This window comes from Rhizobium sp. BT03, assembly GCF_030053155.1.
Taxonomy (GTDB): domain Bacteria; phylum Pseudomonadota; class Alphaproteobacteria; order Rhizobiales; family Rhizobiaceae; genus Rhizobium.
Genome location: NZ_CP125641.1, coordinates 81533 through 105362, shown reverse-complemented (window position 1 = coordinate 105362; position 23830 = coordinate 81533). Strand labels below are relative to the sequence as shown.

General features: G+C 62.1%; 21 protein-coding genes and 1 pseudogene. 16 read left to right on the top strand and 6 right to left on the bottom strand.

Annotation, left to right across the window (positions count from 1 at the left end; all coding sequences use genetic code 11):
• Positions 1-51 precede the first annotated feature (51 nt).
• Together QMO80_RS22350 and QMO80_RS22345 are read right to left on the bottom strand one after the other, a co-directional pair.
• On the bottom strand, positions 52-957 hold the full coding sequence (locus QMO80_RS22350; protein WP_283200607.1) for a LysR substrate-binding domain-containing protein: 906 nt from the start codon (positions 955-957) through the stop codon (positions 52-54).
• 95 nt (positions 958-1052) lie between these two features.
• A complete protein-coding gene (locus QMO80_RS22345) occupies positions 1053-1268 on the bottom strand; it encodes a hypothetical protein (protein ID WP_283200799.1) in 216 nt (71 codons plus the stop codon).
• Between QMO80_RS22345 and QMO80_RS22340 the strand changes: the two genes are divergently transcribed.
• A complete protein-coding gene (locus QMO80_RS22340; protein WP_283200776.1) occupies positions 1213-1524 on the top strand; it encodes a hypothetical protein in 312 nt (103 codons plus the stop codon). The two genes, QMO80_RS22345 and QMO80_RS22340, sit on opposite strands and share 56 nt — an antisense overlap.
• Before the next feature lie 61 nt (positions 1525-1585).
• Here the strand turns inward: QMO80_RS22340 and QMO80_RS22335 are convergent, their stop codons facing one another.
• Positions 1586-1807 carry a hypothetical protein gene (locus QMO80_RS22335; RefSeq protein ID WP_283200606.1) on the bottom strand — a complete coding sequence of 74 codons (222 nt, stop codon included), beginning with the start codon at positions 1805-1807 and terminating at the stop codon, positions 1586-1588.
• 339 nt (positions 1808-2146) lie between these two features.
• On the opposite strand from QMO80_RS22335, the gene QMO80_RS22330 reads away from it, so the two are divergent.
• Complete coding sequence (locus QMO80_RS22330) at positions 2147-2353, top strand: hypothetical protein (protein ID WP_283200605.1); 207 nt, start codon at positions 2147-2149, stop codon at positions 2351-2353.
• Positions 2354-2657: 304 nt separating this feature from the next.
• On the top strand, positions 2658-3701 hold the full coding sequence (locus QMO80_RS22325; protein ID WP_283200604.1) for a tartrate dehydrogenase: 1044 nt from the start codon (positions 2658-2660) through the stop codon (positions 3699-3701).
• A gap of 62 nt (positions 3702-3763) precedes the next feature.
• Here the strand turns inward: QMO80_RS22325 and QMO80_RS22320 are convergent, their stop codons facing one another.
• Positions 3764-4432, bottom strand: a complete 669-nt coding sequence (locus tag QMO80_RS22320) for an aldolase (RefSeq protein WP_283200603.1) — start codon at positions 4430-4432, stop codon at positions 3764-3766.
• Positions 4433-4447: 15 nt separating this feature from the next.
• Positions 4448-5446: a LacI family DNA-binding transcriptional regulator gene (locus QMO80_RS22315; protein WP_283200775.1), complete on the bottom strand. Its 999-nt coding sequence runs from the start codon at positions 5444-5446 to the stop codon at positions 4448-4450.
• A 240-nt stretch (positions 5447-5686) separates the two neighbouring features.
• On the opposite strand from QMO80_RS22315, the gene QMO80_RS22310 reads away from it, so the two are divergent.
• From QMO80_RS22310 to QMO80_RS22250, 13 genes and pseudogenes are all read left to right on the top strand, one after another.
• Positions 5687-7003, top strand: a complete 1317-nt coding sequence (locus QMO80_RS22310) for an MFS transporter (protein WP_283200602.1) — start codon at positions 5687-5689, stop codon at positions 7001-7003.
• Positions 7004-7173: 170 nt separating this feature from the next.
• Positions 7174-8112 carry an L-threonate dehydrogenase gene (gene ltnD, locus QMO80_RS22305; protein ID WP_283200601.1) on the top strand — a complete coding sequence of 313 codons (939 nt, stop codon included), beginning with the start codon at positions 7174-7176 and terminating at the stop codon, positions 8110-8112.
• A 2-nt stretch (positions 8113-8114) separates the two neighbouring features.
• Positions 8115-8891, top strand: coding sequence for a 2-oxo-tetronate isomerase (otnI, locus tag QMO80_RS22300; protein WP_283200600.1), 777 nt, complete (start codon positions 8115-8117; stop codon positions 8889-8891).
• 3 nt (positions 8892-8894) lie between these two features.
• A complete protein-coding gene (gene otnK, locus QMO80_RS22295) occupies positions 8895-10175 on the top strand; it encodes a 3-oxo-tetronate kinase (protein WP_283200599.1) in 1281 nt (426 codons plus the stop codon).
• Positions 10176-10645: 470 nt separating this feature from the next.
• Complete coding sequence (locus tag QMO80_RS22290; RefSeq protein WP_283200598.1) at positions 10646-11359, top strand: HAD-IA family hydrolase; 714 nt, start codon at positions 10646-10648, stop codon at positions 11357-11359.
• Between the two features lie 34 nt (positions 11360-11393).
• On the top strand, positions 11394-13004 hold the full coding sequence (locus QMO80_RS22285) for an ABC transporter substrate-binding protein (RefSeq protein ID WP_283200597.1): 1611 nt from the start codon (positions 11394-11396) through the stop codon (positions 13002-13004).
• Positions 13005-13091: 87 nt separating this feature from the next.
• Positions 13092-14042 carry an ABC transporter permease gene (locus QMO80_RS22280; RefSeq protein WP_283200596.1) on the top strand — a complete coding sequence of 317 codons (951 nt, stop codon included), beginning with the start codon at positions 13092-13094 and terminating at the stop codon, positions 14040-14042.
• Positions 14039-14905 (top strand): ABC transporter permease, encoded by an 867-nt coding sequence (locus QMO80_RS22275; RefSeq protein ID WP_283200595.1) that lies wholly within the window; start codon positions 14039-14041, stop codon positions 14903-14905. The genes QMO80_RS22280 and QMO80_RS22275 overlap by 4 nt, the downstream gene beginning before the upstream one ends.
• On the top strand, positions 14902-16557 hold the full coding sequence (locus QMO80_RS22270; RefSeq protein ID WP_283200594.1) for an ABC transporter ATP-binding protein: 1656 nt from the start codon (positions 14902-14904) through the stop codon (positions 16555-16557). Before QMO80_RS22275 ends, QMO80_RS22270 begins: the two co-directional genes overlap by 4 nt.
• Before the next feature lie 127 nt (positions 16558-16684).
• Positions 16685-18010, top strand: a complete 1326-nt coding sequence (locus tag QMO80_RS22265; RefSeq protein WP_283200593.1) for an FAD-binding oxidoreductase — start codon at positions 16685-16687, stop codon at positions 18008-18010.
• Between the two features lie 26 nt (positions 18011-18036).
• Positions 18037-18661: pseudogene (locus QMO80_RS22260) on the top strand (aldehyde dehydrogenase family protein); the annotation flags it as partial.
• 149 nt (positions 18662-18810) lie between these two features.
• Positions 18811-20136 carry an FAD-binding oxidoreductase gene (locus QMO80_RS22255; protein ID WP_283200592.1) on the top strand — a complete coding sequence of 442 codons (1326 nt, stop codon included), beginning with the start codon at positions 18811-18813 and terminating at the stop codon, positions 20134-20136.
• 179 nt (positions 20137-20315) lie between these two features.
• Positions 20316-21014 carry an aspartate/glutamate racemase family protein gene (locus QMO80_RS22250; protein ID WP_283200591.1) on the top strand — a complete coding sequence of 233 codons (699 nt, stop codon included), beginning with the start codon at positions 20316-20318 and terminating at the stop codon, positions 21012-21014.
• A 94-nt stretch (positions 21015-21108) separates the two neighbouring features.
• Here the strand turns inward: QMO80_RS22250 and QMO80_RS22245 are convergent, their stop codons facing one another.
• Complete coding sequence (locus QMO80_RS22245) at positions 21109-23646, bottom strand: methyl-accepting chemotaxis protein (protein ID WP_283200590.1); 2538 nt, start codon at positions 23644-23646, stop codon at positions 21109-21111.
• Between the last annotated feature and the right edge of the window lie 184 nt (positions 23647-23830).

Sequence of the window (23830 nt, the reverse complement as noted above, 5' to 3'; positions counted from 1 at the left end):
CCAATTTGAAGCGAGGATTATCCGGCGGGCTGAGGAAGGAAGATGGGCGGGCTAGTTTGTCGCCAGCCTGACATCCCTGCCTTTTGTCGCGCTGAGGACTTCGTGGAAGGCGTTGAAAGCGCTGGGGCGATCATCCTTGCGGTAGACCAGCAGCGTCTCCACCAGCCCGAGCGGATGGGTCTGGACCGATGTCGGCCAGGGCATGAGGTCGAGAACGGATCTCGGCATCACGCCTGCGGTGTTGCCGGTCGCAACGCTCGCCAGGATCGCATGATAGGAGCCATGCTCACTCGTCGGCAGGGTACTCGATTTGCGCGCCCAGTTTTCGGCGATCCGGCGATAGGTGCAGCCGGGTTCCAAAGCGGCAATCGACCCGACACGCAGATCGGCAGCGGATTTGACCGCGGGATGCCCTGATGGCAGCACGATCAACAGGTCTTCGACAAAGACCGGCTCCATCTCCAGCGCATTGAGCTCCGCCTCGAAACCCGCGTCCTCCCCGCGCATCGTCTTCGGCGGGCGGGCAATCAGCGCACAATCCAGTGCATCGGCCACAACGGCGCGGGCGAGATCGCGGGACGCGCCCATCGTCAGATGAAGCGACACCTCAGGCCACATCCGGTTGAATTGCGTCAGCGCCGCCGGCAGCCGGCTGGCCGCCGCGCTTTCCATCGTGCCGACGCGCAATGTCCCTGACGGAGCGAGAGGCCGCACGGCCTGGCGCGCTTCGAGCGCGAGCGCCAGCAGGCGGTTGGCGTAGGTCAGAAACGTCTCGCCCTCCCGCGTCAACGTCATCTTCTTGCCGTCACGGCTGAAGAGGGCAACACCGAGATCCTCCTCCAGCTGCCGGATGCGCGTCGTCACATTCGACGGCACCCGCCCGACGGCCTTGGCAGCCTTGGTAACGCTGCGATCGCCGGCGACGGCGAGGAATATTTCGATCGACGAAAGGTCCAATGAAAGATCTCGTTTCCGGAATTAAAGAGGAGGATAATTCTCCATACAAAAATCATCGCCGCCACTCAAGTCGTATTACGATATAATTCATCCGCTCAAGCGAAAAGGGAGCAGTTGCCGAAAAAAGCAACGCGTCGCCGAGGAAATAGCCACGGGCGGCCGATGTTGCCGCCACTTGCCGGGAACTGCAGCGTTTGCAGCTGGCACGGGGTTTGCATCTGCAATTCCATCTGCAGATCGATCGGCGACGACCTCATGGTGCATCTTGTCTTGACCTGTCTTCTTCTGAGCATCGCTTCCGGCTTGAGCATGCGGCGCTTTCTCCTGCCGTATTTCCCGGGCGGCGATCTTGCCGAGAAGTCCGCACCCGTGACCATCGTCGCAAGCGCCGTTTTTCTGGGCACGCTGGCTTTCACCGTCTCAGATCAGAATCTGTGGGCGACATCCGCCATCCTGGTGCTCGGCCTGTTGCTGGCGGCCATGTTCGACGATGCCAGGCCCAAGCTGACGATCGCCCTCTCCGCCATCAGCCTGGCGGCCTATCTCGGTTTGCGTTCGATCAACTGAGCCACCCGGCTTTCCCAGACGCGGCGCCGCATGCGCCGCCCGGCGATGATCGAACACTCGCCTATTGGGCGGTATCGAAGCCGCTGTCGAGATGCTGCATCCAAAGACGAAAATCATTCGTGAGCAGCGCCACATCATACCGCCACTCCGCCCGCAAAAGCTCCCAGCGGCAAGCTTTTCCACTATCGAGCAAGGCATGAACCCTCTGCCTGAGATTTTCGAATGCCTCATCGGCGGGATAAGGCGCGGCGCGGTGCAATGCGGGATGCAATCGGCTTTCCATAAAGCTCACTCCTCAACGATCGGTGCCATTTAAATATATCGTATTACGATATAATTTCAAGAGACGCTGCAAGAGCCCTTTTTGGGGAAGCGTGTCGATCCTCATCCGTTTGCAAGCCCCCAAACGCTCCACGATACAGCCAAGGAATTTTCACGCAGCGTGGGGAAAATAATCTCCATTGAAGAATGATATTTCTTTGTTATTCTCTATTGTGGAATATCCGATGATGGGGTCAGGGGCCTACCAAACGACGAGAAACGTTCCGTGAGCGGTGACAGCAGAAAACCCTCACGGCCTGCTTTTCAATCATGAATGCCTCCGAGCATGGGGAGTTGAGCGATGGCCATGGAGGGCAACGAGGCCGGAAAGATCTGGTCTGAATGGTATGCCTGGCATCCGGTCTTGCCGATCGACGACACCGTGTTCTGGCTCGAAACCGTCTATCGGCGGCAATCCCCGGATGGTTTCTGGCAATACCGCTCGTTCCGCCCCGAATCCGAACGCCAACAGGCTCTTGCCTCCACGCCCGTCTATCCCGGCGCGTGAATCCGGCAGCCGAGGATCCCGCCCAATCGATTTCCGCCGATCCCCGCGCTTTCTCGCCGAATTGAAACCTTCGCCCGCCTGCGCGTTTTTCGCCGGCCGCAGGCGTGTGCGCCCGGAAACTTCGCTGCCCGGCCCGGAACAGATCGTTCGATAGAATTCACTGGCGATGCCGGTGCAAACACAACAATCGACCAAATCCCGGTCGCTTTCGGCAAATAAAGCCTGAGCCTCCCTCTACAGTCATTGCCGCACGGCGCAACCCGCAGAGCAGGAATGTGCTGATCAGCCGGAGAGAGGAGTTGCCATGAAGACCTACAGGATTGCCCTTCTGCCAGGAGACGGCATCGGCCGCGATGTAACGGAGGCAGCCAAGGCCGTGCTCGAAAAGGCGGCAGCACGAAACGGATTTTCGCTTGCGACGACAAGCTATCCCTGGTCCTGCGACTACTATCTGGAGAACGGCAGCATGATGCCCGGCAATGGCATCGAAACGCTGCGCTCCTTCGATGCCATTCTGCTCGGCGCCGTCGGGTGGCCTCGCAAAGTGCCCGATTCCGTGTCGCTGCACGGGCTTCTGCTGCCGATCCGCAAGGCTTTCGTGCAATATGCCAATATCCGCCCGCACCGGCTGTTGCCGGGTGTGCAGGGACCCTTGCGGTCGGAGAATTTCGACATCCTCTGCATTCGTGAAAATACCGAAGGCGAATATTCCGGCGCCGGCGGCCGCGTCCATCAGGGGACCGACAGCGAGGTGGCCGTGGAGACCTCGATCTTCACCTGCAAGGGCGTCGAGCGCATTCTGCGTTTCGGCTTCGAACAAGCGCGGGCGCGGCGCGGCAAGCTTGCCTCGGTGACAAAGTCCAACGCGCAGAGATATTCGATGGTTTTCTGGGACGAGATCACCGAAAGGCTTTCCGCTGAATATCCCGATGTCGAGGTGACCAGCTATCATATCGACGCCATGGCCGCCCGCATGGTCATGGCGCCGGAGAGCCTCGATGTGGTCGTCGCTTCCAACCTGTTCGGCGACATCCTGACAGATCTAGGCGCCGCCATCCAGGGTGGTCTCGGCTTTGCGGCCTCCGCCAACATCAATCCCGATCGCTCGGCGCCATCGATGTTCGAGCCAGTCCACGGTTCCGCGCCGGATATCGCCCATCTCGGCATCGCCAATCCGATCGCCGCCATCTGGTCGGGCGCAATGATGCTGGAGCACCTGGGAGAAGCGGCTGCCGCCGGCAAGGTGATGGCCGCAATCGAGGCAACGACGGCACGCGGCATCGGTGCAAGTCCCGGCAGGGACAAGACGGACGCGATCACCGCATCGGTGCTGTCGGCGCTCGAATAGAGCAAATGCCGACGAGGGGTGAGCGGGTTGGCCGCCCCGACCTAAATCTGAACCTTGGCGGTTCAATGGTCGTCGTGATCGTGATGCGAAGGAAGGTCGAGGCCAAACGTATCGACCAGATCGGCCACCTGCCCCGGGCTGAGGTAACGGGGATTGAGGTTGCGCAGCAGCAGATAGAGCTTTGCCGTTTCCTCCAGTTCCTCGGTCGCAAAGACCGCCGCCTCAAGGCTGTCGCCGGCGACGACGGGTCCGTGATTGGCCAGAAGCACCGACGAATACTTGCCCGCCAGCCCGCGGATGGCGTCGGCCACATCGGGATCGCCGGGACGGTAATAGGGCACCAGGGCGGTTTCGCCGGCGCGCATCAGATAATAGGGCGTCATCGGCGGCAGGACGGCGCGCGGATCGATCTCCGGCAGCATGGTCAGCGCCACCGCGTGGGTGGAGTGAAGATGGACGATGGCGCGGGCGCTGCCGCGCGTATCGTAGAGGGCTGTGTGCAGCGGAATTTCCTTGGTCGGCTTGTCGCCGGAGAGCAGCCGGCCTTCGGCATCGAGCCTGGAGATCCGGGCCGGATCGAGAAAACCGAGCGAGGCGTTGGTGGGCGTCACCAGCCAGCCGCCGTCTTCCAGCCGCAACGATATGTTGCCCGACGAACCGGGCGTCAGCCCGCGCTCGAACAGCGAGCGGCCGTATCGGCAGATTTCTTCACGCTGGCGCGCGTCGGACATGACATTCCTCCAAGATTACGCGGTTGCGCCGTCGATCAGTTCAAATCCGAGATCGACGGCCTGGGGCGGCGCGTTGGCAACGACCAGTTGCGCGGCGATCTGCCCTGTCGCCACACGCGGCGTTCGGATGGTCGACAAGGGCTGCGGCATTGCCCGGCCGATATCGAGGCCGTTATAGCCGAAAATGGCAAGCTTCGAGGGGATGGCGATCCCTTCGGCCAGACAGTGGAAGTAGCCGCCCAGCGCCATATCATCGTTGGAAAAATAAACCGCATCGAGATCCGCCGTCCGGGCAAGCAGACGCTCCAGCCCCAGCCGGCCGTTTTCCACTGATGAAGCGCCGGCGAGAATCTCGCGCGCGACGAGAGGGGCGCCGCCGGCCGCCAGCGTTTCGCAAAAGCTGGAAAACCGCTTGCCGGCGCGGGTATCACGGTTGAGATCGTGACCGACATAGCCGATCCGGCGATAGCCCCGCTTCAGCAGGAAAGCGGCGCTCTCCCGCCCGGCCGCGCGGTTCGAAAAGCCGACCGCGAGATCGAGCGCCTCTCCGTCGAGATCGAGCAGTTCCACGATCCGGCAGCCGCTGGCGCGCAGCATCTTCACCGTTCCCTCGGTATGCTCGTATCCCGCCAGCATGACCGCCGCCGGCCGCCAGGCGAGCATTGCAGCAGCGAGCGCTTCCTCCTTGCCCGGATCATAGTCGGTAACGGAGAACACCGCCTGATACCGGTTTTCCTCCAGGACGGCGCTGGCTCCGCGCAGCACATCGGGGAAGACGATGTTGGACAGCGAGGGAATGACGAAGGCAACGAGACGCGAACCGGTGGAGGCCAGCGTCCCGGCGATCCGGTTCGGCACATAGCCCAACCGCTCGACGGCAGCCATCACCCGCTCCCGCGTCTTGCCGGAAAACGAGCCGTGATTGCGCAGCACGCGCGACACCGTGCTCTCGCCGACACCGGCCGCTTCCGCGACCTCGGCGAGCGTTACCGTCACCTGCTGTTTGAATTCCATCGTATGTTTGAACCCAAGCTCTTTTGGGATGGCTGCCGGCATCTCCGCCGGCAACCGCCGCGCTGCCACCATTTTTCACTGCTCCCGCCAAGAAGCAAGGATTTTTTGGCAGCGCTACCAATTTGATGTTGGCAGCGCTGCCAAAATAGATTAATGAAAATGGCAGCGCTGCCAAAAATGGCTTGGCGTGCTGCGGGAGGACCGACAGGAGACCGTGGCAACAATTGGAGGAGAAAAATCATGACTCTGCAGACGCAAGCGCCGCCCGTTGGCGCCCATCCCGTCCAGACGGCGGAAGACCGCGCCTATGCCAAGGTGTTCTGGCGCATCGTGCCGTTTTTGATGTTGTGCTACGTGGTTGCCTATCTCGACCGCGTCAATGTCGGCTTCGCCAAGCTGCAGATGTCGAGCGAGCTCGGCCTCTCGGAAGCTGCCTATGGCATCGGCGCCGGCATTTTCTTCATCGGCTATTTTCTGTTCGAGGTGCCGAGCAACGTCATCATGAACAGGGTTGGCGCCCGGATGTGGATTGCCCGCATCATGGTCACCTGGGGCATCATTTCCGCCGCCTTCATGTTCACCTCATCGGAAACGGTCTTCTATGTGCTGCGCTTCCTACTGGGCGTTGCCGAAGCCGGATTTTTTCCCGGCATCATTCTCTATCTCACAGCGTGGTATCCGGCCGATCGCCGCGCCAGAATCATCACTACCTTCATGTCCGCGATCCCGATATCCGCCATTTTCGGCAATCCGCTTTCGGGTCTCCTGATGGACAGTTTCCATGGCACGCACGGCCTTTCCGGCTGGCAATGGATGTTCTTGATCGAAGCCGTTCCGGCCATTCTTTTCGGCGTCGCGACCTTCTTCTATCTTGATGATACGATCCATGACGCGAAATGGCTGAACGATGAGGAAAAGCGCGTGCTGACGGACAACATCGAAGCGGAGAACCGGGTCAAGACAACCAGCCCGCACAGCATTGCCGCAACGCTGACCGACCGCCGCGTCTGGCTGATGTGCCTGATCTATTTCTGCTTCGTGCTCGGGCAATACGGCTTGAGTTTTTGGATGCCTTCAATCGTGAAAGCCTCAGGCGTCAGCGGAAACCTCAATATCGGCCTGATTTCCGCAATTCCCTATATCTGCACATTCGTCGTCATGCTGGCCCTCGGGCGCTCGGCCGACAGGCTGCGCGAACGCCGGTGGCACCTCGTCGTCCCGGCCGTCATCGCCGCCGGTGGTTTTGTCGCGGCGACGATGGCGACCAGCACGACGATCTCGATTATCTGCCTTTCGCTCGCCGCCGCAGGCGCCATCAGTTGCGCCCCGCTCTTCTGGTCGCTCCCGACAGCTTTTCTTGCCGGCACGGGTGCAGCGGCCGGCATCGCCTGGATCAACTCGGTCGGCAACCTTGCCGGCTTCCTAGGGCCATTTCTAGTAGGCTATCTGAAGGACTTCACCGGCACCAACAGCGCCGGCATGTATCTGCTGGCGGCTGCGTTGATCATCGGCTCGCTGGCCGTGTTGACGGTTCCCGCCAAAACCGTCAATCGCTGAACGCGCGCATCACCCCGAAAATCGGAATCGATTTTCGCAAAGGATTATGCGCAAATTCAAAATGTTAGAGCGTCCTTAGCGTGTCTTATGGACGCACGGCGCTCTAAAGCCCCTCCGGGACTGCACCCGGAGGGCACAGAGTTTTTCTCACGAGACCGGAGAACCTCCTGATGTCACCACTTGCTGAAAATCCAGGCCCTGCCGTCGTTGCGGCCGTCATCGGTCTCGGTTCCATGGGGCTGGGGATGGCCCGGTCGATGAAGCGCGCCAGGCTCAATGTCGTCGGATATGACATCACGCCGGCGGCGGTGGATCGCTTCATCGCCGACGGCGGACGTGGGGCGGCGACCCTGGCAGCCGCCGCGAAGGACGCCGACATCGTCGTCTCCGTCGTCGTCAACGGCGCCCAGACCGAAGCCGTGTTGTTCGGGCCGGAAGGCGTCGCGAACACGATGAAGCCCGGGGCCGTCTTCATCTCCTCGGCAACCATGGATCCCGCCGTTGCCCGCGATCTGGCACGAAGGGTGGAAGCTCTCGGCCTGCATTATCTCGACGCGCCGATTTCAGGCGGCGCAGCCAAGGCTGCGCTGGGCGAACTGACGATCATGGCGTCCGGCTCCAGACAGGCTTTCGACGCCGCCCGTCCGGGTCTCGACGCCATGGCCGGCAAGGTGTACGAGCTCGGCAACGCCGCCGGAGCAGGCGCGGCCTTCAAGATGATCAACCAGCTTCTCGCCGGCGTGCACATCGCGGCCGCCTGCGAGGCCATAACATTTGCTGCTAAGCAGGGCCTCGACCTCGACAAAGTCTATGAGGTGATCACCGCCTCAGCCGGCAATTCGTGGATGTTCGAAAACCGCGTGCCGCATGTGCTGGCCGGAGACTATACGCCGCTCAGCAGCATCGAGATTTTCGTCAAGGATCTCGGCATCGTCCAGGACATGGCCCGCTCCGAGCGTTATCCGGTGCCGCTCGCGGCAGCGGCGCTGCAAATGTATCTGGCCGCCGCCGGCGCCGGCATGGGCCGTGATGACGATTCCTCGCTCGCGCGGCTCTATGCGCAGCTTTCCGGCGCGGAATTGCCCGGTTCCAACAAAGAGGAACGCTAGCCATGCCGGTTTTCGCCGCCAACCTGACGATGATGTTCAACGAATGGCCATTCCTCGACCGCTTCGACGCCGCAGCCGATGCCGGCTTTGCCGCCGTCGAATACCTCTTTCCCTACGAAGCTGCGCCGGAGGCAATCGCCGAACGGCTTGCCCGCAACAATCTGCAGCAGGCCTTGTTCAACCTGCCGCCGGGCGACTGGGCGGCAGGCGAGCGCGGCATCGCAGCCCTTCCCGCACGGTTCGATGCGCTGAAGGCGGATGTCGAGCGGGCACTCGACTATGCGGCGGCGACCGGCGTCAGGCGGTTGCACCTGATGGCGGGCATCGCCGACCCTCGTGACGAAGCCGCCGCCGCCTCTTATCGGCGCTCCGTTACTTATGCCGCCGGGCGGCTTGCGGACAAAGGCATCGATCTCGTGCTCGAGCCGATCAACGGCCGGAACATGCCGGGATATTTCCTCAACGACTTCGGCGCCGCCGAAAGTCTGATTGCCGAATGCGGCCTGCCCAACCTGAAACTCCAGTTCGACATCTATCATCGCCAGATCATCCATGGCGACGTCACGATGGCGTTGCGGCGCCTGCTGCCGGTCACCGGCCATATCCAGATCGCCAGCGTGCCGTCCCGCAACGAGCCGGACGGGGAAGAACTGAACTATCCCTATCTGTTCGGCGAAATCGACCGCCTGGGTTACGACGGGTTCATCGGCTGCGAATACGTCCCGCGCGGCCACACACTGGACGGCCTCGGCTGGTTCAGACCTTTTGCACGGAGCTAGACAATGGCCATTTTGCTCGGATCAATCGCTGACGACTATACGGGCGCGTCCGACCTCGCCAACACGCTAACGAAGAACGGCCTGCGCACGGTGCAGACGGTCGGCATCCCCGATCCGTCGCTGGCGCTGCCCGACGTCGACGCCGTCGTCGTTTCCCTGAAGATCCGCTCCGTCCCGGCGATGGACGCCGTAACGGCTGCAACCAGCGCCGAACGATGGCTGCGCCGGCGGGGCGCGAGCCACGTGCTCTACAAGATCTGTTCGACCTTCGATTCCACCGATGCCGGCAATATCGGACCGGTCACCGAAGCATTGAGCCACGCTGCGGGCGGCGGGATCGTGCTGGTTACCCCAGCCTTCCCGGAAACGGGTCGCACCGTCTATCTTGGCCATCTCTTCGTCGGCGGACAGCCGTTGAACGAAAGCCCGCTCAAGGACCACCCGCTCAATCCGATGCACGATGCCAATCTCGTGCGGGTTCTCGCCCGGCAATCGCATGGCGCCGTAGGGCTGGTCGATCTCACGGCCATCGCGGCCGGCCCCGGCGCCGTCAAAGCGAGGCTCGAGGCCCTGCGCGCGGCCGGCGTTACCGCTGCCATCGCCGATGCGATTTTCGAGCGGGATCTTGAAACGCTCGGCGAGATCGCATTGGAAACACCGGTATCCACCGGCGCATCCGGGCTCGGTCTCGGCCTTGCCCGCGCGCTCGTCCGCTCCGGTCGGATATCGTCCGGCGGGGCGGCGCCGGCCGATGCCATTCGCCCGGTCGGCGGGCTTTCCGCGATCGTTGCCGGCAGTTGCTCCAAGGCAACGCTGCGCCAGCTCGAGGTCGCCGAACGGTCGATGCCGGTCCTGCGGCTTGACCCGGAACGGCTGCTTGCCGGCCCGGATGAGATCGCCGCGGCGATTTCCTGGGCTGGAGACCGCATCGCCGCCGGCCCCATCGTGGTCGCCGCAAGCGCTGCCCCCGAAACCGTGGCCCGGCTGCAATCCCTTCATGGGCGGGAGGCGTCCGGCCACGCGATCGAGACTGCAACCTCGATCATCGCCGCCGAACTGGTGGCAAGAGGCGTCCGGCGCCTCGTGGTTGCAGGCGGGGAAACGTCGGGCGCAGCGGTCGACAGGCTTGCTATTCCGGCATTTCTGATCGGGCCCGAGATTGCGGCCGGCGTGCCGGTGCTGCGCACGGTCGGCAATGCCCAGGGCGACATGCTTCTGGCTTTGAAGTCAGGCAACTTCGGAGGCGAGGATTTCTTTGCGGCAGCGCTGGCGATGATGCACTGACCTATCGCCAGCTTGGCAGAGGTGCCGGCGGAAACGGAACCCGCCGGCACCGCCGATCCCCCGCCAGCACGGCGCTTGAACACGCGGCCTTTGACTTCTTCATTCCCCGCCTTCGACGATGGCGTCCTTGCCATGCGCCGCCTCGCGCGGCCCCGAAACGGCAGGTATTATCATCGAGCGCGCGAGCGCCCACTTCGAACAAAACATGAACAACACCAACCGGCGCGTGGGCGATGCAAGCCTCAGAATATCGCGAAACGGTCAGATTCGGTATTTTGTGCCGCCATATGACGCCTTTCAGGAGAATCCGGCGCGGTGCAGGTGACACACTACGATCACTGAAGGGCTCGGATCCCGGCAAATGCGAGGCCTTCCACAGAAGAGCGGGAAAACGATCTCGCCTGCGGGAACAGAATATTCTTCTTCGAGACACCGTGCTCCCACTGGGAGCCGAACACTGGGGAATTCACGTGAGCAAGAGCCTTCCGGAATTCAAATATATGACATTCGATGTCGTCGGCACGCTCATCGACTTCGAGAGCGGCCTCAAGACCTGCCTCGCCGAGATCGCCGCCGAGGCGGGAATTACCGTCGACGGCGAGCAGGCGCTGAGCCTCTACCGCGCAGCCCGCTACGCCGAGGATGCCGGCCTCTTTCCCGACGACCTCGTGCGCGTCTACCTCGCGATCGCGCCGAAGCTCGGTCTGCCCGCCGATCAGAAATATGGCGAACGGCTGCGTGACTCGGCGAAGAACTGGAAGGGTTTTGCAGACAGCGCCGCAGCACTGGCCAGACTTGCCAAGGATTACCGCCTTGTCGCGATGACCAATGCCCGCCGCTGGGCATTCGATTTGTTCGAGAAGGAACTCGGCAATCCCTTTTATGCCGCCTTCACGGCCGACGATACGGGCACCGAAAAACCCGATCCCGCATTCTTCCAGAAGGTCTTTGCCTACGTTGCCGCGCAAGGCCATTCGAAGGACGACATCCTGCATGTCGCCCAGAGCCAGTACCACGATATCGGGATTTCCAGGGAACTCGGGCTGGCCAATTGCTGGATCGAGCGGCGACATGCCCAGAAGGGTTACGGCGGCACGATCGAGCCGGTCGAGTTCACCAAACCCGATTTCCATTTCACGTCCATGGCAGGCCTTACGGATGCCGTGGCTGCTGCACGCGCCTGACTTTAAAACCGCCACAGAAGAAAAGGGGAATGAGATGAACAGCAAGATTACCAATTGGACCAGCTCCGACGATGCCATGATCGAAACCGCCATCCGTCGTGGCGCGACCCGTCGCGAGTTGCTGCATATGATGCTGGCGGGCGGCGTAGCCATGTCTGCCGGCGGGCTCGTGCTCGGCCGCGCCGGCAAGGCGCTTGCGGCGACGCCGGTTTCCGGCGGTTCGCTCAAGGCAGCCGGCTGGTCATCCTCCACGGCCGATACGCTCGACCCCGCCAAGGCGTCGCTCTCCACCGATTATGTCCGGTGCTGCTCTTTCTATAACCGCCTGACCATCCTCGACCAGAGCGGCAAGCCGCAGATGGAGCTTGCCGACGCGATCGAGTCCAAGGATGCGAAGACCTGGACCGTAAAGCTGAAGAGCGGCGTCACATTTCACGACGGCAAGCCGCTGACATCAGACGACGTGGTCTTCTCGCTGAAGCGCCATCTCGACCCCGCGGTCGGCTCGAAGGTCGCCAAGATCGCTGCCCAGATGACCGGCTTCAAGGCCGTCGACAAGCAGACCGTCGAGATTACCCTTGCCGATGCAAACGCGGACTTACCGACCATCCTGTCTCTGCATCATTTCATGATCGTTGCCGACGGCACGACCGACTTTTCAAAGGCGAACGGCACCGGCGCTTTCGTCAAGGAGGTCTTCGAGCCCGGCGTGCGCTCGGTCGGCATCAAGAACAAGAACTATTGGAAATCGGGCCCGAACGTCGATTCCTTCGAATATTTCGCGATCAGCGACGACAACGCCCGCGTCAACGCCCTGCTTGCCGGCGACATCCACCTCGCAGCCACGATCAATCCGCGCTCCATGCGCCTCGTCGAGGCTCAGGGCGATGGGTTTACATTGTCGAAGACGACTTCCGGCAGCTATACCAACCTCAATATGCGGCTGGATATGGAGCCCGGCAACAAGCGGGACTTCATCGAAGGCATGAAGTCTCTCGTCAACCGCGAGCAGATCGTCAAGTCGGCGCTGCGCGGACTTGGAGAGGTTGGCAACGACCAACCCATTTCACCGGCGAACTTCTTTCATGACCCGAACCTGAAGCCGCGGGACTTCGATCCCGAGAAGGCGAAGTTCCACTTCGAAAAAGCCGGTGTTCTCGGCCAATCGATTCCCATCATCGCCTCTGATGCGGCGAACTCGTCGATCGACATGGCCATGATCATTCAGGCCGCCGGCGCTGAAATCGGTATGAAGCTCGACGTCCAGAGGGTACCTTCCGATGGATACTGGGACAATTACTGGCTCAAAGCGCCGATCCACTTCGGCAATATCAACCCGCGGCCGACCCCTGACATCCTGTTTTCCCTACTCTACAGCTCGGACGCCCCGTGGAACGAAAGCCACTACAAGTCGGAGAAGTTCGACAAGATGCTGATCGAGGCGCGCGGTTCACTCGACCAGGAGAAGCGCAAGTCGATCTACAACGAGATGCAGGCTATGGTCGCTCAGGAAGCCGGCACTATCATTCCGGCCTATATTTCGAATGTCGATGCCACCACCGCCAAGCTTAAGGGTTTGGAGCCCAGCCCGCTTGGCGGCCAGATGGGATACGCATTTGCCGAATATGTCTGGCTCGAAGCCTGATAAAGCACCGGGAGCCGGGGCTGCAGGCCCCGGTTCTTCCACTTGTATTGCTTTAGACTCAACTCGAACGCCAAAAGGGAGCCGCGCGTGAACAACCAGGTCTTATCCCTTGTGCTGAGCAGATTGCTCATCGCCCTGATCACCCTGGTGATCGTCTCCTTCGCCGTCTTCTTTGCGACAACGCTCCTGCCCGGAGACACGGCGACGATCCTGCTCGGCCAGGCCGCCACGCCGGAAGCCGTTGAAGGTCTTCGCAAGGCCATGCATCTCGACGAGCCGGCACTCTTTCGTTTCCTGCGCTGGTCCGTCGGACTACTGCAGGGCGACCTTGGCACGTCCTATGCCAACCAGATGCCGATCGCCGACCTTATTGCCGGCCGCTTCGTCAACACGCTGAAACTCGCCGGCGTCACCGCGCTCTTCTCCGTGCCGATTGCGCTGACGCTCGGGATTACCGCCGCGATGCTGCGCGGCACGCTTTACGACCGGATCGTCACCGTGATCACCATCGGCGTCATCTCCGTGCCGGAGTTCATGGTCGCGACCTCCGCCGCGCTGATCTTCGCCGTCTATCTGAAATGGCTGCCGGCGCTGTCTTTCGCCAATGAAATCCATAGCCTGGCCGACATGTTGCGTGTCTACGCGATGCCGGTGATCACGCTCACCTTCGTCGTCTCGGCGCAGATGATCCGCATGACGCGCGCGGCTGTCATAGAGACGCTCAACACACCCTATGTCGAAATGGCCTTGCTCAAGGGCGCCTCCCGGCCACGCATCGTCTTTCGCCATGCACTGCCCAATGCGCTAGGCCCGATCGTTAATGCTGTTGCACTTTCCCTGTCCTATCTGCTCGGAGGCGTCATCATCGTCGAGACGATTTTCAATTATCCCGGCATCGCCAAGCTGATGCTGGATGCGGTCGCCACCCGCGACCTGCCGCTGATCCAGAGCTGCGCGATGATCTTCTGCCTGGGCTATCTACTCCTGATCACCATCGCCGATATCATCGCCATCCTTTCCAATCCGAGGCTCCGATGACCATGAGCAGTTCCGAAACCACGTCCGGCCGGCTGTCCGGAACCTCGTTTGGCTATCGATTCAACATCGTCGGAGCGATCGGGCTTGCCGTCATCCTCTCCTGGGCGCTCGTCGCGATCTTCGCGCCGTTGATCATCCCCTATCCCGTCGGCGAAATTGTCGATCTCGACTATTTCGGCCCGATGAGTCGGGAACTCTGGCTCGGCTCTGATTATCTCGGCCGCGACATGCTATCGCGGATTCTGATGGGCGCGCGGTACACGGTCGGCATCTCGCTGGCGGCGGTGACGATTGCCTGCTTCAGCGGTGTCGTGCTCGGCATGATCGCAGCGGTCGCCGGCGGCTGGCTGGACACGATCCTCAGCCGCTTCCTCGACGCCCTCAATTCGATCCCGAGCAAGCTGTTCGGCCTGGTGGTCGTTGCCGCCGTCGGCTCATCGGTCCCGGTTCTGGTCCTGACGCTGTCGGTGATCTACATCCCCGGCGCCTACCGCTTCGCCCGGGCGCTGGCCGTCAACATCAATGCGATGGATTTCATCACGGTGGCGCGCATCCGCGGCGAAAGCACTCTCTATCTCATTCGCTCGGAAATCCTGCCCAACATTGTCGGCCCCGTGCTTGCCGACCTCGGCATCCGGTTCGTCTTCATCGTTCTGCTCCTATCCGGGCTTTCCTTCCTCGGCCTTGGCGTACAGCCGCCCTATGCCGACTGGGGTGCCCTGGTGCGCGAAAATATCGGCGGGCTGCCGTTCGGCGCGCCGGCGGTGATGTTTCCCTCGCTTGCGATTGCCAGCCTGACGATCAGCGTCAACCTGCTGATAGACAACCTGCCGCAGAAGATTCGCGACCGGAGCGTGTCATGAGCAATTTCATTGAAATCCGCGACCTGAAGATCGAGGCCACTACCGATTCCGGCCGGCGTGTCGAGATCATCAAGGGTGTCAGCCTCGACGTTGCCGAGGGCGAGATCGTCGCGCTGATCGGCGAGAGCGGCTCAGGCAAGACAACCATCGCCCTGACCCTGATGGGCCATACCCGTGCGGGCTGCCGCATCACAGGCGGCAGCGTTTCGGTCGGCGGCAAGGACATGGTCACGCTCACCGAGAAGCAGCGCGCCAAGGTGCGCGGCACCGAAGTCGCCTATGTCCCGCAATCAGCCGCAGCCGCCTTCAACCCGGCCACAACGATCATGGACCAGGTGATCGAAGTCACCCGTATCCATAAGCTGATGTCGCCGGAGGAGGCGGGTGCCCGGGCGGTCGAACTCTTCCGAGCACTGTCGCTGCCGGAACCCGAGACGATCGGCAGCCGTTACCCGCATCAGGTTTCCGGCGGCCAGCTGCAGCGCCTGGCGGCGGCCATGGCGCTGATCGGCGACCCCACCCTCGTCATCTTCGACGAGCCGACGACGGCGCTCGACGTGACGACCCAGATCGAAGTGCTGCGCGCTTTCAAATCGGTCATGAAGAAGGGCGGCATATCAGGCGTCTATGTCTCGCACGACCTCGCCGTCGTCGCGCAGATCGCCGACCGCATCGTCGTGTTGAAAGGCGGGGAGGCCCAGGAAACCGGCACCACCAATGAAATCCTCAACAATGCGAAGCATCCCTATACCAGAGAGCTGCTCGCGGCCTTTGAACCGAAATCGCGCGGCGCGGCAGGACTGGCAGCAAGTGCGACCGCGCCGCTTCTGAAGATCGAAGATCTTGTCGCGGGTTATGGACAGCGCCAGGCCGACGGCCTGCCCCTCGTTCGCGCGGTCGAGCACGTCAGCCTGAAGGTGGAGAAAGGGCGAAATCTCGGCATCATCGGCGAATCCGGGTGCGGCAAGTCAACACTCGCCCGCACCATCGCCGGCATCCTGCCGGCGGCAATCGGCAAGATCGTCTTCGACGGCACGGAGCTGCGCCGCAGCGCTCGCGAGCGTTCGCGCGACCAGTTGCGCGAGATGCAGATCGTCTTTCAATATGCCGATACCGCTCTCAACCCGGCAAAATCGGTCGAGGACATTCTCGCCAGGCCCCTGGTTTTCTACCATCGTATGGATCGGCAGGCGCGAAATGCCCGGATCGATCAACTTCTCGACATGGTGCGCCTGCCCCGCAGCCTGCGCCATCGCCGGCCGGGAGAACTCTCGGGCGGGCAGAAGCAGCGCGTCAATTTCGCCCGGGCGCTCGCCGCCGATCCGAAGCTGATCCTCTGCGACGAGATTACCTCGGCGCTCGACACGGTGGTTGCCGCCGCGGTCATCGACCTGCTCAAGGAATTGCAGCGGGAACTCGGTCTCTCCTACATCTTCATCAGCCATGACCTCTCTGTGGTAGAGGCGATCTGCGACGAGATCGTGGTGATGTATGGCGGCCGGAAGGTCGAGGAAATCACGCCCTCGACGGTGAAGGCGCCGACGCATCCCTATTCGCAGCTGCTCTTCTCCTCAGTACCGACGCTTGATCCGGCCTGGCTCGACGGTCTCCAGCAGGATCCTGAACTGGTGCGGGCCTATTGTCGGCAATGAGGGTCGCCGTCGCGATCGTTTGTCCGGCAACGTTCCACCGGAAATCAGGTAAAAACAAAATGTTAGAGAGGTTCTGCGCTTCGGCGAAAGGCTGAACCGCTCTAGAGTATGAAACGGAGACGACACCATGCCTGCACCGCTCGATCGCGTCGATACCACGGCGGAGCTGCCCGTTGCCGCCGATGCTGTGGTGATCGGCGGCGGTATCGTCGGCATTTTCGCGGCCTATTATCTTGCCCGGCGCGGATTGAAGGTTGCCCTCGTCGAGAAAGGCCTTGTCGGGGCGGAGCAATCGAGCCGCAACTGGGGCTGGTGCCGGCAGCAGAACCGCGACGCCCGGGAACTGCCGATGTCGACGAAGAGCCTCGATCTGTGGGAGCGCTTCGCTGCCGAGACTGGGGAGGATACCGGTTTTCGCCGCTGCGGCCTCTTCTATCTCAGCAATAGCGACGAGGAACTGGCCGGCTGGGCACGCTGGCGCGACTTCGCGCGTTCGGTCGGCGTCACGACGCATATGCTGAGCGGTGCAGAGGCAACCGAACGCGGGCGCGCCACCGGCGCCTCGTGGAAGGGCGGGGTGTTTTCGCCGACCGACGGCACCGCCGATCCGGCACGCGCCGCGCCCGCCGTCGCGCGGGCGATCCTGAAGCTCGGCGGCACGGTGCATCAATCCTGTGCGGCCCGCGGCATCGACATCGAAGGCGGCAGGATCGCCGGCGTCATCACCGAGCACGGCACGATCCGGACAAAAATCGCGATCCTGGCCGGCGGCGCCTGGGCCTCTACCTTCTGCCGCCAGCTCGGCATTCGATTTCCGCAGGCATCGATCCGTTCATCGATCCTTTCCGTTTCGCCTGGGGCAAGCGGGCTGCCGGACGCACTCCACACGTCTGCGGTCTCCGTTACGCGGCGCAGCGATGGCGGCTACACGCTGGCGATCAGCGGCCGCGGCCGCGTCGATCCGACCGCGCAGCAGTTCCGCTTCGCCCGAGAGTTTCTGCCGATGTTCGCCCGGCGATGGCGCAGTCTCGCGCCCGGCGGCTTGGAGGGGTTTCGTTCCGGCCACGAGTCTCTTGCACGCTGGCGGCTCGACAGGCCGACGCCGATGGAGCGCATGCGCATCCTCGACCCCGCGATCAATCAGGCGACCATCCGCCTGACGCATGCGCGCGCGCTCGAGCTTCTACCCGCCTTGAAGAAAACCGGCATCAGCGCGGCCTGGGCGGGCTATATCGACAGCACACCCGACGGCGTGCCGGGGATCGGCGAGATCGCCTCCCTTCCCGGCTTCATCCTTGCTGCGGGCTTCAGTGGCCACGGCTTCGGCATCGGGCCGGGCGCCGGTCATCTGATTGCCGATATCGCCACAGGCGATGAGCCGATCGTCGATCCCCGGCCCTATCATCCGGACCGTTTCGGGACATCCGCCTGGGGCAAAGTGGCCGACTTTTGATTTCGGCTCGGCCGGAGGGACATTGCCTGCGCCGGTGCTTCGCCAATTCCGGACAGTCATGCAATGCGCCGACCCGGATGCTGGTGCCGGCCGAGCGCATGGATGAAGCGAGTGCCATCGCAGCAAGGGCGGCAGCATCGCTGACGGTCGGACCGCCTCATGACCCGGGCACTGATCTTGGTCCGGTGGCGAGCGCTGCCCAATTCGTTAAGATCCAGGCGCTGATCGAGAAAGGCATTGCCGAGGGCGCCGAATTGGTGGCCGGCGGTCCCGGGCGCCCATCCAATCTGAACGCGGGCTATTACGTGCGTCCGACGGTATTTGCGTGCGTGAAGAATTCGATGACCATCGCACGGGAGGAGATTTTTGGCCCCGTACTGTCGATCATCGGCTACGACACCGAGGACGATGCTGTCGCGATCGCCAACGACACACCTTGCGGTCTCGCCGCCTATATCCAAGGCGACCCCGCAGGAGGCGCGGACGCTCGCCCGTCGGCTTCGCACCGGCATCGTGCGCCTCAATCAATCCGCATGGGATAGCGCAGCTCCGTTCGGCGGCTATAAGCAGTCCGGCAACGGCCGCGAATACGGGAAGTTCGGATTGCAGGAATTCACCGAGATCAAGGGCATTGTCGGGCACGCAGATTAGGCATGCTCTGACGCGCCTGCCGGCTCAAAGTCGCCGTCACTTTCCGACCGACGATATTCGATGCAAAATACGGCGAATCCGCTGCAACCAGTGCATTCTGCCGCACCCTTTTCTTGATACTGCCGGCTATCATTCACCTCGAGGCCGCCATGTCCCCTTTAATCCACCACATCAGCAGCGATGAAACTCTACCCACGTCATCAGATGTCGTCATCATCGGGGGCGGGATTGTTGGCGCCAGCGCGGCCTATTTCTTGGCACGGCGCGGTCTATCGGTAGCGCTTGTCGAAAAGGGATATGTCGGCTGCGAACAGTCGAGCCGGAACTGGGGCTGGTGCCGTCGGCAGAACCGGGATGAACGTGAATTGCCGCTTGCCAATCTGGCGTTGCGCCTATGGGAAGAGCTGACCGTAGAGATCGGGCATGACCTTGGCTTTCGCCGTTGCGGGCTCCTCTATGCAACCGCTGATCCAAAGCAGCTCGGTGAATGGGAACGTTGGCGCGAGGTTGCCCGAAGGTTTGACGTCAATACCCGAATGCTGACCGCCAGCGAGGCCGCCGCCGCTGTTCCAGCGGCCGACGGCCGCAAATGGCTGGGCGGTGTCCACGCGGTGGACGACGGCAAGGCTGAGCCCTGGCTCGCCGCTCCTCGGATAGCCGAGGGCGCGCGCAAATATGGCGCGACCATTCATCAGAACTGCGCGGCGCGCGGCCTGGATATCACCAATCGCCAAGTAAGCGGCGTCGTCACCGAGAAAGGCCTTATCCGCACCAATAGGGTGCTATGTGCCGCCGGCGCCTGGGCTTCTGCTTTTCTGCGCATGCATGCGGTTTCCCTGCCGCAGGCTAGTGTCCGTCAGACCGCCTTGCGGACCGGTCCTGCACCCGATTTTGGAGGCGCAATCTATACTTCTGATTGCGCCCTGACGCGCCGGATCGATGGCAGCTACACCATAGCCGTCAGCGGCAGAGCGACGCTCGAGCTTACGCCGCAGAGCATCCGCTATGCCCGCCCGTTTCTGCCGATGTTCCTGAAACGACGGAAGGCCGTCGAGATCGGCATAGGCCGCTCGTTTTTCCAGGGTCCGGAAACACTCGGTCGCTGGCGTCTCGATAGGCCGACCCCCTTCGAACGCATTCGCGTACTCGATCCTGCTCCGGACACTCGGATGACGGCTGCCATAATGGCGCGGATAAGAGCCCTGCTCCCCGCCGTTGCCGAGGCCGGCGTCACGTCTGCTTGGGGTGGATATGTCGACTCCACCCCGGACGCCATACCCGCGATTTCACCGGTGGACAGTATCGGCGGAGTGTTTGTCGCCGCAGGTTGTTCCGGACACGGCTTCGGCGCCGGCCCTGGCATTGGCCATCTGGCGGCGGATCTGGTCGGGGGCGACACGGCAATCGTCGATCCGACACCCTTCCGCCTCTCGCGTTTCAGGGACAGATCGAAAATTGAGGTTGGCGCCATCTGACGCAATTCATTCGCGTGGAAGAACAGGCACAGAGCGATTGCGAGTTGGCGCATTTCTATGGGATCAAAGCGCGATCTTGCCCGATCCGTAACCAGAGAAGGATTCGCACACCGAGTTTAACGTGATGAACTGCTGCACACTTCCCCCAATCAGTTTCCAACACCCGGATGGAAAATCATATGTCAATTCAAACTGCCAGTGCCTCTGTCAGAAAGCTGGCTTTCATCCACACGGTGTCCGATCTTGTTTCGGAGTTTCGGGCCCTTGCTAAAGAACATTTGCCCGACTGGAAGCCGTTCGCGATCCTCGATGAGAGCCTGTTGAGAAATACCATCGAGCGCGGGTCGTTAGGCCATCTGACGAAACGAAGGCTTGCTACCTACGTATGGTCAGCAGTCGACGCCGGGGCAGATGCGATCGTCGTCACATGCTCAACGCTTGGGCCGGCGGTCGATGCCATTGCGCCGCTTTGTCCTGTGCCGCTGTTCCGTATTGACGAAGGCATGGCCAAAGCCGCTGTCGAGCATGGAAACCGCATAGGCGTCCTAGCGACATTATCTACAACGCTGGTGCCGACAGCAGATCTGCTGAGGCGCCAGGCATGCGAGGCGGGCAAAAATGTCGTGATCGACGATGTGCTTGTTCACGGGGCGTTTCAATTCCTCGCCGATGGGAACGTCGAAGCGCATGACGCGCAAATCCGCCGAGCGCTGGAAGAGCTGTCGCAGAGGGTCGACGTGATCGTTTTTGCGCAGGCCTCGATGGCTCGTGCAGTGCAGGGCATGCACCAAGGTCTTCCAGTTCTGACAAGCCCGGTACTTGGGATTGAAAACGTGAAACGGCGTTTGGTGGCGCCAAAGGACCAGGGCGGAACCTAACGGGGTCGGGGTGCGGTAGAGCGGAAAATGACACCTCGACGGTCAGCGTCGACGACGCTTGTTCACCATGCGGAAGGACTCCGAGGGAATCCCTTTAGGAGACCGCGGCCATCCGCACGATGCTGGCAGGCGAAGTCCTGCGGCCGTCGGCGGTTTGAAAGTGGGAAATTCTTTCGTTCAACAGTTCCACCTGCTGCCGAAGCCTGTGAATTTCCGCGGTGTTTTCCTCGACCATTGCTGCGTTGTGCTGGGTGATATGCTCGACGTCGCGAACGGCGTTGTTCACCTCGTCGATGCCCTTGTATTGCGTGGTCGTGGAAGCAGAAATGACCTGCACCAGTCCATTGATCGAGGTGAAGTGATCCATGATGGCAGAAAGCGCATGGCCGGTTTCCTCGACGAGGGTGACGCCGGCGCCAACCTGCGATGCGCTGTTGGAGATGAGGTCCTTGATCTCGCGGGCAGCCTTGGCGCAACGCTGGGCAAGCTCACGCACCTCCTGAGCAACCACGGCAAAACCTCTGCCGGCCTCGCCTGCGCGCGCCGCTTCCACACCCGCATTGAGGGCAAGAAGATTGGTCTGGAAGGCGATCTCGTCGATCACACCGATGATGCTGGTGACCTTCTCGGACGACCGGTTGATGGCGCCCATGGCATCGACGGCCTTCGCCACGACGGCTGCGGAATGCTCGACCTGGCGGTGTGCTTCCGCAACCGAAAGCGATGTCTGGCGGGCGTTTTCAGCGGTCGTCCGCACGCTGTCGGTCAGTTCACCCAGCACCCGCGAGCTCTCCTCGAGTGCTGCGGCCTGCTGTTCCGTGCGCCGCGCCAGATCGTCGGCGGCTCCTGAAAGATTGGTGCTGCCCTCGGCGATCTCGTAGGTCGTGTTGCGAACCTCGGCGAGCGTCAGGCGCAGCGCGTCGATGGCGTGATTGTAGGTTTGCGCCATGGCGACATAGTCTGCGGCCAGATCCTCGCTCATCTCGGCCGCGAGATTGCCATTGGCAAGTTTGCCCAGCATGTCCGACAGCGCCGTCAGAGCCTCGCTCTGTTCCGCCTCGATGCGCGCCTGCTCGGCGGCGCGGCGGGCCTGCTCCCGTTCGTCCCGCGCCCTGTTTGCCTCGGCCACCTCTTCCAGCCTGGTCTTCTCAAGCGCCTGATCGCGGAAAACGGTCACCGAGCGGATCATGTCGCCGATTTCGTCGCCACGCTTGCCGTCGCCGATGGCAACGTTCAGATCGCCGGCGGCAAGCCGCATCATCGTCTGGGTGATCCGCTTCAGCGGCCCGCGCAGGGTTTCGATCAGCATGAGGCCGCCGATGATCGCAAGCACGGTGCCGGCGATCATCGCCGCGAGCGACATCGTCGCCGAGCGCTGGCTGATTTCCCTGCCGCTCTCCTGCGCCGTGCTGACAAACTGCTCGAGCGTGTGGCTTGCGTCGGCCACAAGCGCGGTCGCCGCCTCCTTGTCCGCGCGCCACCGGTCGGCGATCGAGATCAGAAGCGAGGTGTCCTTCTCGATCGTCGCAAGCGACGGCTCGATCTTCTTGGCAAGATCCTGCAGCGCGGCATTCTTGCCGCTCAAGGGAACAAGCTTTGCAGCGCTTTCGCGCAATGCCTTGAGATCGGCGAGAACCGCATCCCGCGACTCTGCATCGACCCGCCTGTTCAGTTCACTCAGGTGCAGGCGCAGATCGTCGATCGATTTGAAGGCGGTGTTGACGATCGCCACCATCGAACGAAGCGTTGAAATGCTCGCATCCATGCCGGTAAAGCGCTCGATCGCCGTGTCCGCATTGCCGGAGGCGAGTTTTGCAAATTGTTCCTGCAGGCCCTGCAGATCCTGATCGACGGGAGCGTAAGCTTCGAGCGTCAGGCTGCTGTCCTTGGCCATGGGGGCGAGCTTGTCCAGGACCGGCTTCAGCGCAGCGATCTGGCTTTGAGCCTTGTCGGAGGCAAGCGCCCCGCTGTCGCCGACTTCTTTGACCAGCGGCGGCAGAAGGCTGCCGATGGCCTGGCCGAGCTTCTGAGGGTCGGCTGCCGCCGCGGTCGCCTTGCGCAGTTTGGCAATGCGACCCGCGAGATTCTTATAGGCCGAGGCGTCGAGAAGTAGCGCCCGGACGAAGGCCTCCTTGCCATTCGCCTGATCCTGGAGAACGTCGAGCTGTTTGCGCGCCGTCTGGCTTTCCTTAAACAGCCCGGCCACCGCGTCGTCGATCGCCTGTTCGGTATTGACGCGCTCCTGCGACACAGCCCATAGCGCGTCGGCGGCGCCCTGCATCTTAGCCCCCAGTTCGCGCACCGCGGCGATCTGCTGCTTTTGTGCAGGATCGATCAGCATGGCATCGAGCGTCGCCGCGCCCTTCTGCTGATCGGAGATGTTGGCGATCAATCGATCGCGCGTGGCCGCACTCGGAAGGTCGGTAAAGGCGGTCAGCGAGGATCGCAGTTGCTGGAAACTGGAAAGCGTATCGATCGTCTGCCGGGTCAGGGTCATCTGGCCGTTGAGCGTACCGGCGGTGAAATAGCCGAAAAGACCGATGCCGGCGATCAGCACGATCAGCGGCACCACGAAGAAGAGCACCTTCGTCACGATCCGCATACGCTGCAACAGTCGGTCAATCAACGCCATAAGGAAGCCCCCACCTCAGGAAATTGCCTGCTTCTCCGGCGCGACCACTCACATCGGCAACAGCGTTATATTCGCTGCCCCAGACCGGCGATGGTCACGCCTCAGGGGCGACGTTAGTCGCAACTCATAAAAAAATGGTCAATGGTGTCGAGTTTACTCAAGAGGCATTGGACATGATCGAAGG